This window comes from Pedobacter riviphilus (assembly GCF_014692875.1).
Classification (GTDB): domain Bacteria; phylum Bacteroidota; class Bacteroidia; order Sphingobacteriales; family Sphingobacteriaceae; genus Pedobacter; species Pedobacter riviphilus.
Map to the genome: position 1 here is coordinate 1,497,907 of NZ_CP061171.1, position 13,317 is coordinate 1,511,223.

A 13,317-nucleotide genomic window follows, 5' to 3' on the forward strand; every position below is an offset into this window, starting at 1 on the left:
CATATTCATTATGACAGGTGAATAGAGATGGCTACAACTTAACCAACAAAAACGCTTCGTTATGTGTCTAAATAAACGTCTAAAATTTAATTTAAAATCCTCGGAAAAAGTAATTAGAAGTCAATTGTTTTCAATATGGGGAAACTTTGTCCTATTTAAATTTTCTCTGTCTGTTTTTTTCTTGATAATATCGTTCGGATCATACGCACAAAAACCAAATATTAGTTATACAAGTCCACAAACAGTTTTTCTTGAAAAAGAAATCACACCCGTTAATGTTACAAATACTGGTGGAGCTGTTCCAGCCAGAGTATACCCTCAAGTTCATCAACTTTTTGCATCAAACCCATTGTTTATTGATCATTTCGTAAAATCTTCGTCAGGTGATTTTTATGGCATCCAATACGCTTCAATAATCCGTTTAAAATCCGATGGAACTTCTTCCGTATTTGCTGGAAGCATAACTTACGGTTACGCCGATGGAATAGGTACATCTGCACTGTTTGGTAAAATGAATGATATTATAAAAGATAATGCCGGAAATTTGTATGTGGCTGAAAATAATAGCAGGGATGAAACAAATGGGAGAATAAGAAAAATAACGCCGGAAGGTGTAGTATCAACTTATGCGCAAGGGCTGTTTATTCCAAAAGCACTTGCTATGGATGCGAATGGTATAATCTATGTTGCTGAAGCTCCAGGTAGGATAATGAAAGTTGCTACCGATGGTACTGTCTCTTTTCTTGCTGGCAAGTCCGGAGTTTCAGGAAAGGCAAACGGTACGGGTGCCGCTGCTTCATTTTACGATGTGGTTGCCATAAAGGTAGCTACTGACGGGAATATATATGCATTAGAATCGGGCAATAGTTTGATTAGAAAAATCACACAGGAAGGTGTTGTGACAACCTTTGCTGGCTCAAGCTTTGGTAGTGTGGATGGCAGCGGGGCATCTGCTTCTTTTTGGGCTCCAATCATGATGCAAATGGATTCGAAAGGTAATTTAATCGTTGCGGATGGAAATTCATTGTTTCGCCGTGTAAGCCCTTCTGCAGACGTCGTTACTATTGGGGGACCAGTATATTATGATCCGAATGGACAAACGAAAGCTCAAACCTATTATAATAACTTCATACTTGATGAGGATGATAATATTTTATATCTCACTGCAGGTCTTTATAAGATTTTAACAACGGGCTTTACCATCACCCCAACACTACCAGCGGGGCTCTCTTTGCGTACAGATGGTACTATAACCGGTACACCAAAGGTACTTTCTGCTGCCACCAATTATAAAATTTCCGCATCAAACGAACTCGGAATAAGCTCCTATAGTTTAAATCTCACAGTCGCTGTTTCTACAGAACCGCCAGTAATTACTTCCTTTTCACCAACATCGGCATACACAGGGCAGGGGGTTACTATTACAGGAAGTTATTTTACAGGCACAACTGCGGTAAGTATAGGTGGAAAGCCCGCTTCGAGTTTTTATTTAACATCTCCAACCAGCCTTTCTGTAAATGTTGCTGCCGGAAGTTCGCTATCAGGAGATGTTACAGTTACTAATCCGTACGGAACAGCCAGTCTATCAGGATTTACCTTTATACCTCCGCCTACTATTACAGCTATTTCTTCCTCTAGCGGGGCAGCAGGTAGTATTATAACGATTACAGGTGCAAATTTTAGCGGAGTATCTCAGGTTAATTTTGGTGGATATTATGCTGCTTCGTTCACAATCGTTTCGCCAACACAAATAAATGCAGTAGTAGGAAATAGTGGAGGTACGGGGTCGGTGACTGTTTATGCCCCTGCTGGAAGTGCAAATTTTCCTGGCTTTACTTATATTGCTACCCCAAGTATTAATGCCATATCTCCCTATAGTGGTGGCACAGGTGATAATATAACAATAAGCGGCAGTAATTTTAGTAATGCAACAAGTGTAATGTTTGGAAACACTGAAGCAAGTTCGTTTACTGTAATTTCGCCTACAACAATTAAGGCGGTAATTGCAGCCGGTTCGGGTAATGGTGTTATGGTAACTACACCCGGAGGAAAAGCAACATATAATAATTTTACTTATATTTTACCACCAGCTATTACGCAGATATACCCACTTAAAGGTGGATTAAATAGCGGAATTACAATCATTGGATCTAATTTAAATAATTCGCAGGTAAATATAGGTGGTGTACCGGCCCGTATCAGTTACAGTAGCAGTAATCAGATTTTTGCTTATGTTGGTGTTGGTGCTTCATCAGGCGATGTAACCGTTACAAATACCTATGGAACAGCGTCAATATCAGGATTTATCTGGCTACCTGCTCCAACTATTACCTCTTTTACACCAACAACAGCGTCAAGTGGAGATATTATAACAATTAGCGGTACAGATTTAACAGAAGTAGGTGCTGTAACAATTGGTGGTGTTAACTCATTATTTACCATTTTATCGCCTACTTCAATACAGGCTACTGTTGGAGCAGGAGCCAGCGGTGCTGTTGGTGTTAGTTCACCAGGCGGTAATGCAAGTTTACCTGGTTTTAGTTATTTAGGGCCTGCTATTACTTCTTTTACACCAACAAGCACTGGTGTTGGTCAAACTGTTGTTATTACCGGGAATAACTTTACAAATGCTTCCGATGTTTATTTTGGTGGTGTGCCCGCTACTTCGTTCATTGTCAATTCGTCAACTCAAATTACTGCCGTTGTAGGTTTAGGTAAATCAGGTAGTGTAACTGTGGTAACGCCTTTAGGACGGGTTTCTGCACCTGGATTTACCCATCCAGGTCCATCGATTTCTTTTTTTAATCCGCAATATAGCGGTACATTATCAACATCACCGGTAATTATTAGTGGTGCAAATTTTACAAATGCAACTTTGGTGAGTTTTGGAGGGGTACCAGCCGCATCATTTACCGTATTGTCGCCAACAACTATAAGCGCTGTACCAACCGTATCCTCGTCAGGTGATGTGGTAGTTGTAACACCATTAGGACGTGATAGTAAACCAGGCTTTGTTTGGGCTCAACCACCAACAATTACAACATTTTCTCCGGCAGCACAACAAAGTGGCGGACAAATAACCATTACCGGAACAAATTTTATTGGTGTTAGCAGCGTTAAAATTGCAGGTATTGCGGTTTCATATTCTACGATTTCTCCTACTTCTATTGTTGTTTATATCAATAATGCAGTTGTAAGCGGTAGTATCACTGTAAGTACCATCAGCGGTACCGCGTCAATAGATGGATTTATTTACAATTCACCGGTTATCCAAAGCATTAGCCCGCTAATAGCTGCAGCCGGCCAAACAGTTACCATTACCGGTAATAATTTTAATGATATACAAGCAGTAAACTTTGGAGGTGTTAATGCAATATCATTTTCAGTTGTTTCGTCAACTACTATTACCGCTACAGTTGGTACCGGTAATAGTGGAACTGTAACTATTAGTGGTCAGGGCGGAACAGCAAATTTTGCTGGATTTACATTCTTGCCACCACCGGTATTATATTCATTTACGCCTTCCTCTGGCGGTTTGGGTACATCGGTATCCATCAATGGTACAAATCTTCTTACGGCATCGGCTGTAACAATAGGTGGTGTTGCAGCAACAATAACGAGCGTAACCAATAATGTTGTAGTGGTAACAGTAAATGCCGGAGCCAGTGGCAAAATTTCTGTAACAACGAATGCAGGTACTGCACAGATTGATGGTTTTACCTGGTACGCTCAACCAACCATTACCAGTGTAAGCCCGTTAACTGCCAATGCACAAACCCCAGTTACCATAACAGGAAGTAATTTTATTGGAGTAACAGGAGTTAAATTTGGGTCATCCGCTGTTGCGTTTACGGTGATATCGCCAACTCAAATTAAAGTGTCGCCCGCAAATGCCTCGAGTGGAACTATTACGGTAACAAATCCTGGGGGGACGGCTTCTTTTCAGGGATTTGTTTTTTTGCCTGCTCCGGTAATCACTTCATTCACAAAAACTGGTGAAGGTGCTACAACAGAAGTCAAAATCATTGGTACTAATTTTACTAATGTTACCAGTGTAAAATTTGGTGATGTAGAGGCAAGTTCATTTACCGTAAATTCGCCAACCAGTATTCAGGCTATACCAGGTTTGGGTGAAGCCGGATTGATTACCGTTACAACTAGTGGCGGATCAGGAACAATAGCTGGATTTTTATATAATAATCCACCGGAGGTACTTTCATTTTCACGAACATCAGGGCCAATTGGAACAGCATTAAGCATAACAGGAGATAACTTTAATACAATACCCGAAAAAAATGTGGTTTATTTTGGTCCTGTTAAAGCTCAGGTTACTGCTGCAACCAAAACAAAGTTGGATGTGGTGGTACCAGCAGGAGCAAATAATTTAGTTACAGTAACCAATATAGATAAAGGATTAACCGGATATTCGAATCTGCCATTTTTGGTTACCACTACAACAGCATTTTCGGGCTATTCGAACAAGTTTGATCTAAATTTCAACGCGGCAGTTTCTTCTATAGCCGTTAAAGATTTTGACGGAGATGGTACTTCTGATTTTTTGATTGCGAAAGACGATTCGTTATATGTTCTATTGCATGGTAATGATAAAATTTTATCTAGATCATCGTTTACACAAAAAATTAATTTAATAAGCGGAAAGCGGGTTATAAATATGGTGGTGGATGATGTAGACGGAGATGGAAAACCAGATATTTTATTTGGTACAGGACTCAGTATTGTTTTTTTACGTAATACATCAACTGGGGGTAATATATCTTTTAGTACAACGGCACTTGAATCATTAAACAATTCAGATGCGGGCATGACGCTTAGAGATATAGATATGGATGGCAAGCCAGATTTACTTTTAGGTAAAATAGGAACTTATTATCTTAATACTTCAAAAGGGGCCTCAGTATCTTTTGGGCCAGCAGGATACTTTACAAATATCTCATCGAGCAGCAATATATCATCTACTTTAACTGATATTGATGGTGATAATAAACCCGATCCTATATACGGAAGTTCATATGATGGATTTACGATATTTAAAAATAATACAGTACCTGGTAGTTTAAATCCGTCGCTGTTTCCAACTACATATATCCGGCACTCCAGTTATTATTCTTGGTCGTTACTATCTGCCGATTTTGACGGAGATGGTAAAGTGGATGTATTTGAAAATGATTATGGCTATAATAGTGGCAGCGTATTTCTGATTTCAAGAAATACAGCAACAAAAGGAACGATTAATGCCGAATCGCTCGCAACACCTAGCGTATTTTCGAATGCCGGGCTATCTTTTCAAAATAGTTTGGTTGATGTTGATGGCGATGGCAAGATAGATGTTTTGGGGCTGGCAGGTCGTGTTATTAGCTATTCGCGTAATTTATCCGGTGTTGGTAATATTTCGTTCGCATCATCTGCTCCACTGATTACGAGTACCAACGATAATGTTAATAATTATAAAGTAATTGATATGGATGGTGATGGCAGGAATGATATGGTGGTTTTAGATCCCATTAAAAAGAAATTAACCATTTATAATAACGGCCCTATACCTGTACCGCAAATCACTTCAGTATCCCCCCTTATTGGAACAAAAGGCTCAACTGTTACTATTACTGGTAAATATTTTGACCAAACATCTGTTGTAAATTTTGGTGCCAAGGCGGCAAAATCATTTACGGTAGATTCTCCCCAAAGTATTATTGCAATTGTAGGCGAAGGTGAAAGCGGAAGCATAACTGTTCAAAATCCCGATGGTCAAAATTCATTTCCTGGTTTCACTTTTGTAAATCTTCCGGTTATTACTTCTGCAGTGGCAGCAAACGATGGCACCGGGCAATTATTAATATCTGGTAGCAACTTTAACCAAACTAAAAATGTATCTATCGCGGGATACCTGCAGTGTCGTACATTGTTAAATCTGATACGCAGATAGAAGCGATCTTTACAGGGATAAGCGGAACATTATCGGTAACGAATATAGCAGGCACTTCAACTTTTACTGAACGGATTACCATTGTGCCTACACCGATTATCACGGCTTCAGGTCCACTTGAATTTTATCCAGGAGGTAGTGTATTGTTAACGGCAAATTCGGAAGCAGGCTATACCTACCAATGGTTGAAGAATGGGATTAACATTGTAGGGGCAACTTCGGGTACTTATACAGCCAGCCAAAGCGGGGCATATACTGTTACTGTAACGTTGGATGGGGTGAGTAAAACATCGGCAGCTACTGTAGTTACCTCAATATTTGCATTGCCCGCTTCTAACTTTACGATAACGGCTAATAGTGCTACTTGTTACGGATCGGCCAATGGTACAATTATGATTAACGCTGCGCAAAGTTTGAATTATACTGCCACAATAACTGGAGGAAGTGTAAATGCTAGTTATCCTTTTACCAACACAACCAGTATTAACAACCTGGCATCGGGCAGTTATAATGTTTGCTTTACTATCGCCGGCCAAAGCAGTTATCAGCAGTGTTTTAATGTGGTAATAACCGAACCTAAAAGTTTAGCTGTATACGCTGCTGTTAATCATACTGCACAAAGCTTAAACCTTACCTTAGATGGTAGTAGTACTTATTATGTTACCCTGAATGGGATAACCACTACAACTACAGCAGGTAATATCACACTTAGCCTGAGAAATGGTGTAAATGATGTGACCGTGGCTACAGATAAATCTTGCCAGGGTATTTATCAAAAACGTTTCGATCTGTCAACTGGAATTGTAGCCTATCCAAACCCGTTTACATCAACATTTAATGTAAATCTGGGCAATGAAGAGATTCCTTTGGCAACCATTGAATTATTTAAAATTACCGGTGGAAAGGTCTATAGCAAACAATTTACCAATACTTCTGGCACGGTGCCGATCGAACCCCAGAATCTTACTCCTGGAGTTTATCTGCTTAAGGTGAAAACCGGCCAAAGTGAAAAAACACTTAAAGTTGTGAAATTATGAGAAAATACATCGTCGTTATATTACTAACCGCTGCCTTATTTACATGCTGCAGCAAAAAAGACACTACGGATATTAAACCTGCTCCTCAACCTGCAATACTTACCTATCCTGCTCAAAATTCAGTATGTACATCCGGAACTGTTATATCAACTACTCAAAGCACCATAACCTTTACCTGGAATAGCGCAAGCAATACTGATAATTATGAGATAAATATCAAAAACCTGCTGACAAATGTTGTTACTATAGTAACGACTTCTACTAATCAACTATCGGTAAATCTCGATCGGGATATGCCTTATTCTTGGTATGTTTTGTCAAAAACTAGTTCATTATCAACAACGGCTAAGAGTGAGGTGTGGAAGTTTTATAATGCAGGTACAGGTACTGTATCCCATCCTCCGTTTCCAGCAGACAATCTTTCTAATATTTTCGGGCAAGGCACTGCAACTGGCACGGTTAACCTAACCTGGACAGTAAGTGATCCGGATAATGACATTTTGGGCTACGATGTATATTTTGGTACAAGCAGTACACCGTCATTCTATAAAACTGGTATTACCGACAAATTTCTGAACGGTATAGCAGTAACTTCAGGTATAACTTACTACTGGAAGGTGATCACGAAAGATGTAGCAGGTAATACTTCAGATTCTGGAATATTCCAGTTTAAGGCAAATTAAGATGTGGTATAGAAGTAACTAATGCCGGATATTATCCGGGGGGCATCCACAAGCAACAATTGAGGAGAAAACTGGAGTACAAACTAAGCTTCCGAATTTCAATAGGAATTAAACGGCACTTAAGGATCTTTTAACAAGCTAGAAAGATCTTACGGTCTTAAATTGACGGTGTTACCTTTATAGGCACACCTAAATTAATAGATATATAATGGTACAAGTTGAGCGGCATTTTATTTAATAATATTGCCAAATCTATTCTTTTCATCATTTATATCAAGTAGCGCTTAAAATTATTCGTAACTTTCTGAAACTGAAAAATTAGAGGGTTACCGAATTATGGAGCAATATCCAAAAGTTTACCTATATCGACGGATTGTTCAAGCAAAACTTTTCATCGATAAAAATTATGCAGAAAGAATAGATCTTAGTTACATTTCTGATGAAGCCTGTTTTTCTAAATTTCATTTTACCAGGCTTTTCAAAGCCATTTATGCTAAAACTCCACACCAATATCTTACGTGGGTAAGAATCGAAAAAGCCCAGCAGCTGTTGCGCGAAGATAAAAGCGTTTCTGAAGCATGCTTTCTAGTTGGATTTGATAGCTTAACTTCTTTTAGCGGACTTTTCAAACGCATGGTAGGCATATCGCCATCAAATTATCAGGCACAGATGCAACAATTAAAATTAGCCATTAAAAAATCGCCTATTTCTTTTGTGCCCAGTTGTTTTGCCTTACAACACGGCTGGCTAGAAAAATAGCAATTATGAAGAAGTGATTGTTTAAATCATTGCTCAAATTTGGTTCAACATTTATAAAATTAAACTGAGAACCATGATTACCAAAATGACCATCACAAACATTCACGTTCTGAACCAGGATAGTGCTTATGACTTTTACGTAAACAAACTGGGATTTAGACTGGTAGATGATATCCCTATGGGGCCAGAAAGCCGTTGGCTAACCGTGTCGCCACCAGAGCAGCCTGATCTGCAGCTGGTATTATTTCCTGTTACAGTGAGTAAAATGTTTCCAAAGGATGTAGCAGAAACATTAATATCGCTGATCAAAAATGGAATATTTGGTTGTGGCGTACTTACCTGCAACGATATTTTTGCAACTTATGAAGAGCTAAAAGCTAAAGGAGTTGAATTCATAAAAGCACCTACTAAAGAGTTTTATGGAACTGAGGCGCTATTTAAAGATGATTCGGGAAACTATTTTTCATTACAACCACTAAATAATTTTGGTAATGAAAACGGTATTTGAGCAATCAACAAGAAGTGAATTAATAGATAGGGTTAATTCGCTAACCGAAAATAGCAACCGCCTTTGGGGTAAAATGGATGTGTATCAAATGGCAAAACATTGTACCATCTGGTTCGAATGGGTTCTGGGTAAAGATAAACCAGCTTATAAAGTCGATTTTTTAGGTAAGATATTCGGCCGGATGGCGCTTAAAAGTAATACGAAAGATGATACACCGATAGGTAAAAATATGCCTGCAGGAAAGTTTGTGGTTAAAGAAAAACAAGGAGATTTGAAACAACAGCAAATAGTTCTGATTAAGCGCATCGAAGAATTTGGAAACTATGATAACCCTGGTTTTGTCCACGATTTTTTTGGTCAGATGACAAAAGAACAAATCGGTGTTTTTTCTTATAAACATGCTGATCATCATTTAAGGCAGTTTGGTGTTTAACTTCAGCTTAGCAAAGTAAAATATTAATCATTCGGCAGCAGGAGCATGTTGCCTGATGATTTTAGATTACTATTTCCTTATTGTACCGATTTCGATATTCCAGGGGAGAAACTCCTGTAATTTTCCGAAAAACTTCTCTGAAAGCCTTTACATCTGCATAACCAACCTCATACATTACTTCGTTAACGGTTTTTCTACTGGTTTCTAAGGCTTTTTTGGCCGATTCGATTTTAGCACGTTGCAAATATTCTATTGGTGTGTTTCCCGTTGCCTTAATAAATCTTCTATCAAAACTTCTCCTGCCAACTGCAAACCTGGTCGATAAATCTTCTACAGATATTTTTTGTTGGAGGTTGTTCTCAATATAACTTTGTGCTTCTTTTATCATTTCATCGCCATGCAATTTTTGTCCTTTAAAAATAATAAAGGTAGATTGGCTTTGCCTGTCCATCTCTATCTGGAAAACTTTCGAACAAAAGATAGCCGTTTGCCTATCAAAGTATTTTTCTACCAGATAAAGAAGTAGATTTAAAAAAGAATAAGCCCCGCCGTTAGTATATATACCATTTTCATCGGTAATCAGTTTATCTGGTTGTAAGTCTACTTTTGGAAACATTTTGCTGAAATGATCAGCTACAATCCAATGTGTAGAACAGGTTTTGCCATCTAATAAACCAGTTGATGCTAAAAGGTATGCCCCAGTACAAACACTTGCTATTTCGGCACCATTTTTATATTGCGTAGAAATCCAACCAATCAGTTCTTTGTTCCCTTCCATTGCCAGTTGGTAATTGTGATTTAAAGAAGGGATAATTACAAGATCAGTTTTGGTTATAGATGAAATATGTTTGTGCGGTTTCACTGAAAATAAACCCTCATAAAAATCAACTTCTTTAGAAATACCTGCCAGCTCAATTTTGAATAGCTGTGTATTGCCTTTTTCCTGCCAGTATGCATTGGCCCTGCTTAATATTTTATATGAACCAACAATACTACTTAAGTTGTTTGGTCCGTCAGGCACAAGGATGGTAATGTGTTTCATCTTAGTGGTTTTATATGATGCTGGTTTAGTATTGATCTGCTAATTTTTTGTTTAAAGATAAAACTTAAAGCTGTCCAAATCAACCCGCTATAATGTCTATTTTGCACCCTGTTTGCAACATATATTGCTGTTAACTTTGTTTTATTCTAATCAATCTTAAATTTAAACAACAGCAGAACCCATGGAAAAACAAGATTTTACAGCCACCATTTTGGTCGATCAAAGTCCGAATGAAGCATTTAATGCCATCACCAATGTTAGTCAATGGTGGTCGGAAGCCATTGAAGGAAATACCGATATTCTTAACGCCGAATTCGTTTATCATTATAGAGATATTCATTATTGTAAAATGAAGTTAATTGAACTGATTCCAGATCAAAAAGTGGCTTGGCTAATATTAGATAACTATTTTAAGTTTACAACCGATAAAAGCGAATGGATTGGTACAAAGCTGGTTTTCGATATTTCTAAAAAGGGTACACAAACCGCTGTAATTTTTACACACGAAGGATTGGTGCCTCATTACGAATGTTATGAGATTTGCAGGGAAGCATGGACCAACTATATTAAAGAAAGTTTGTATAAACTAATTACTACAGGGAAGGGGAGCCAAATCCTAAAGAAAATGATGGTTTTAATACCAAACTGGCAAAAAAGTGGAAACTGGAAGCCTAATAAAGACTGCAGCCAGTTCAATTTTTAATGAATAGGCTGCAGTTAATATATACATGCTAAATTTTCTTCTTTAAGGTAGCATTCTTAAAAAAATAATGCCTGGGTAATTGAGATCCGTGTTACAACTGGTATCTATCAAGGCCGATACTCGGCAGCATTTGCTAACACTTATTTGCTCGGCAAGTTGATCTATACTCATCGATTTTGCTTTTATCTCTTTTCAAATCAGCAACCCCGGTATTTATGCTCATGGGTAAATTTATTAGGGTTTCTTTTTAGAGTCAAAACCGTACAAACCATTTTGGTAGAGGTACGAAGCCATTTGGTAATTGGATATAGCTTCATTAATCAATTTCTGGTCTGCGGGTATGGCTACAGCACTTCCGGTAGTAAAATCGGGCTTGTATGTGGTCGCTTTTTTATTTGGATCGAGAATAACCAGCTTGTTATTTTTAATGTAGCCTAAACTCTGGTATGTGCTTATAAATGCCCTTTCTTCGCTATCTTTCATCTTAAACACATCCTGACCAAAAAACTTACTATTGTAACTAAAATTCAGATAACCCAAAATGGTGGGGCCGATATCAATCTGTGCAGTGAGCTTCTCGAATTTGCCGGGTACAATGTGTCCCGGGCTATAAAAAATCATCGGGATATGGTATTTATCAACCGGTAACTCAACTTTACCTGCACTAGAAGCGCAATGATCAGCCACAATTACGAATAACGTATTAGCAAACCAAGGCTTCTGTTTTGCTTCGCGTATAAATTTGCCAATAGCGTAGTCTGTGTATTTAACTGCACCCTCTCTACCTGTGTGCGAGGGAATATCAATTCTACCTTCAGGGTAAGTATAAGGACGGTGGTTCGAAACCGTCATAATCTGTGCGAAAAAAGGTTTCTTGTCTTTATAATCTTTATCCAGTTCGCGTAACGAAAGTGTAAATAGATCTTCATCGGCAACGCCCAGATGTTTGAATAATGGATTTCCGAATCCTGAAGTGCACTTCTATCTGTTACCTGGTAACCGTTGTTAGAAAAGAACTCGTTCATATTATCGAAATAGCCGTAGCCACCATAAATAAACCTGCTGTTGTATCCTTTGGAGCGAAATATGCTACCTAAGGTGAACAGGTTTTTATTATCAGGACGTTTAACGATCGATTGTCCGGGGGTAGGCGGGATGCAAAGCGAAAGTGCTTCAAGGCCCTTACGGTACGCGTACCGGAAGCGTATAAATTATTAAAGAGCAAACCTTCTTTTGCCAGCGAATCGAGTTGTGGGGTAATGTGCTGTGTATTGCCAAAAGTACCTAGAAACTCAGCGCTTAAGCTTTCTACACTAATCAGTACTACATTCATCTTGTTTTCAGCTCCGGGATTATTGATCATTCTGGAGGTACTGATATCGGTTCTCGCAATAGAATCTGCCGGGAGTAGGTGCTGAATAATATTGGCAGCGTTTTTAATTGGCAGCGTTTTATAAAAGGCATCATAATCGAGCTGATTATGCCAAAAAGCATAGCCAAACTCGTACATGCCATTGCCCGAAAGTTCGTTTACATATTGGTTGCTGCTGTTGTTTTTCCACTTGTGGCTTACACAGAAATAAGTAAATACGGGCAGGCACAGCAAAATGAGTGCAATTTTGGTTCTTTTGCCAAATCGTGCCTGCTGGTACGTAGATACTGTAATTAAGTTTCTTAACAGGTAAACAACACCCGCAGTTAAAATAACCAGGACAGCTAAAATGGTATTAATGGGATACGATTGGCGGATATTTCCGATCACTTCGGTTGTGTATACCAGATAATCGACAGCAATAAAGTTATAACGTACAGAGAATTCTTCCCAAAAGAACCATTCGGAAACGGCATTGAAAATGAGCGTTAAAATAACAACGAAAAAATAGATAAACAGTAATACCCTGCTTGTTTTGCCCGTATAGCCTTTGGCTGGGAATAGCCACAGGTAAATAACCAGCGGTATAATAGCAAAAGAGGCCGCAGCCAGATCGTAAAACAGACCGATGAGCAAAACTTTTAAGAGGTTTAAAATAGACCAATCGAAAGAAGCCGCACTATAAATTAATAGTGTAATGCGGGTTAATAACGAAATGCTACATAATAACAATGTAGCCAGAAAAACAGGACCGAACCTGTTTTCTAATAGTTTACTTGTTTTTTCTTTAATGCTCATAATAGGGGACTATTCCAACAGTTGAAAATTATCTGCAA

At 38.5% G+C, this 13,317-nt stretch carries 11 protein-coding genes; 8 read left to right on the top strand and 3 right to left on the bottom strand.

What is annotated here, in order from left to right:
• Positions 1 to 181 precede the first annotated feature (181 nt).
• The 6 genes from H9N25_RS06120 (at position 182) to H9N25_RS06145 (ending at position 9,364) form a co-directional block, all read left to right on the top strand.
• The gene (locus H9N25_RS06120) at positions 182 to 5,944 is read left to right on the top strand and encodes an IPT/TIG domain-containing protein (protein WP_190328291.1); all 5,763 of its coding nucleotides are present in this window, start codon (positions 182 to 184) and stop codon (positions 5,942 to 5,944) included.
• Positions 5,911 to 6,981 carry a T9SS type A sorting domain-containing protein gene (locus tag H9N25_RS06125; RefSeq protein WP_190328292.1) on the top strand — a complete coding sequence of 357 codons (1,071 nt, stop codon included), beginning with the start codon at positions 5,911 to 5,913 and terminating at the stop codon, positions 6,979 to 6,981. Before H9N25_RS06120 ends, H9N25_RS06125 begins: the two co-directional genes overlap by 34 nt.
• Positions 6,978 to 7,664 (top strand): hypothetical protein, encoded by a 687-nt coding sequence (locus H9N25_RS06130; RefSeq protein ID WP_190328293.1) that lies wholly within the window; start codon positions 6,978 to 6,980, stop codon positions 7,662 to 7,664. The genes H9N25_RS06125 and H9N25_RS06130 overlap by 4 nt, the downstream gene beginning before the upstream one ends.
• 336 nt (positions 7,665 to 8,000) lie before the next feature.
• Positions 8,001 to 8,423: a helix-turn-helix domain-containing protein gene (locus tag H9N25_RS06135; protein WP_223833623.1), complete on the top strand. Its 423-nt coding sequence runs from the start codon at positions 8,001 to 8,003 to the stop codon at positions 8,421 to 8,423.
• 73 nt (positions 8,424 to 8,496) lie between these two features.
• Positions 8,497 to 8,931 (top strand): VOC family protein, encoded by a 435-nt coding sequence (locus tag H9N25_RS06140; RefSeq protein WP_190328294.1) that lies wholly within the window; start codon positions 8,497 to 8,499, stop codon positions 8,929 to 8,931.
• Positions 8,915 to 9,364, top strand: a complete 450-nt coding sequence (locus tag H9N25_RS06145; protein ID WP_190328295.1) for a DUF1569 domain-containing protein — start codon at positions 8,915 to 8,917, stop codon at positions 9,362 to 9,364. The genes H9N25_RS06140 and H9N25_RS06145 overlap by 17 nt, the downstream gene beginning before the upstream one ends.
• Positions 9,365 to 9,425: 61 nt before the next feature.
• Here H9N25_RS06145 and H9N25_RS06150 read toward each other — a convergent pair whose 3' ends face one another.
• Positions 9,426 to 10,406 (bottom strand): GlxA family transcriptional regulator, encoded by a 981-nt coding sequence (locus H9N25_RS06150; protein ID WP_190328296.1) that lies wholly within the window; start codon positions 10,404 to 10,406, stop codon positions 9,426 to 9,428.
• A 181-nt stretch (positions 10,407 to 10,587) separates the two neighbouring features.
• On the opposite strand from H9N25_RS06150, the gene H9N25_RS06155 reads away from it, so the two are divergent.
• Positions 10,588 to 11,109, top strand: a complete 522-nt coding sequence (locus tag H9N25_RS06155; RefSeq protein ID WP_223833624.1) for an SRPBCC domain-containing protein — start codon at positions 10,588 to 10,590, stop codon at positions 11,107 to 11,109.
• A gap of 234 nt (positions 11,110 to 11,343) precedes the next feature.
• Here the strand turns inward: H9N25_RS06155 and H9N25_RS24405 are convergent, their stop codons facing one another.
• The gene (locus H9N25_RS24405; protein ID WP_223833744.1) at positions 11,344 to 12,051 is read right to left on the bottom strand and encodes an LTA synthase family protein; all 708 of its coding nucleotides are present in this window, start codon (positions 12,049 to 12,051) and stop codon (positions 11,344 to 11,346) included.
• Positions 12,052 to 12,062: 11 nt separating this feature from the next.
• On the opposite strand from H9N25_RS24405, the gene H9N25_RS24410 reads away from it, so the two are divergent.
• A complete protein-coding gene (locus tag H9N25_RS24410) occupies positions 12,063 to 12,206 on the top strand; it encodes a hypothetical protein (protein ID WP_223833625.1) in 144 nt (47 codons plus the stop codon).
• Here the strand turns inward: H9N25_RS24410 and H9N25_RS24415 are convergent.
• A complete protein-coding gene (locus tag H9N25_RS24415; protein WP_223833626.1) occupies positions 12,203 to 13,279 on the bottom strand; it encodes an LTA synthase family protein in 1,077 nt (358 codons plus the stop codon). The genes H9N25_RS24410 and H9N25_RS24415 overlap by 4 nt on opposite strands.
• Positions 13,280 to 13,317: the final 38 nt, after the last annotated feature.

Coding starts and splice junctions, on each gene's coding strand:
- H9N25_RS06130 (WP_190328293.1), top strand. CDS start 6,978: ATGAGAAAATACATCGTCGTTATATTACTAACCGCTGCCTTATTTACA.
- H9N25_RS06135 (WP_223833623.1), top strand. CDS start 8,001: ATGGAGCAATATCCAAAAGTTTACCTATATCGACGGATTGTTCAAGCA.
- H9N25_RS06140 (WP_190328294.1), top strand. CDS start 8,497: ATGATTACCAAAATGACCATCACAAACATTCACGTTCTGAACCAGGAT.
- H9N25_RS06145 (WP_190328295.1), top strand. CDS start 8,915: ATGAAAACGGTATTTGAGCAATCAACAAGAAGTGAATTAATAGATAGG.
- H9N25_RS06150 (WP_190328296.1), bottom strand. CDS start 10,406: ATGAAACACATTACCATCCTTGTGCCTGACGGACCAAACAACTTAAGT.
- H9N25_RS06155 (WP_223833624.1), top strand. CDS start 10,588: ATGGAAAAACAAGATTTTACAGCCACCATTTTGGTCGATCAAAGTCCG.
- H9N25_RS24410 (WP_223833625.1), top strand. CDS start 12,063: ATGGATTTCCGAATCCTGAAGTGCACTTCTATCTGTTACCTGGTAACC.
- H9N25_RS24415 (WP_223833626.1), bottom strand. CDS start 13,279: ATGAGCATTAAAGAAAAAACAAGTAAACTATTAGAAAACAGGTTCGGT.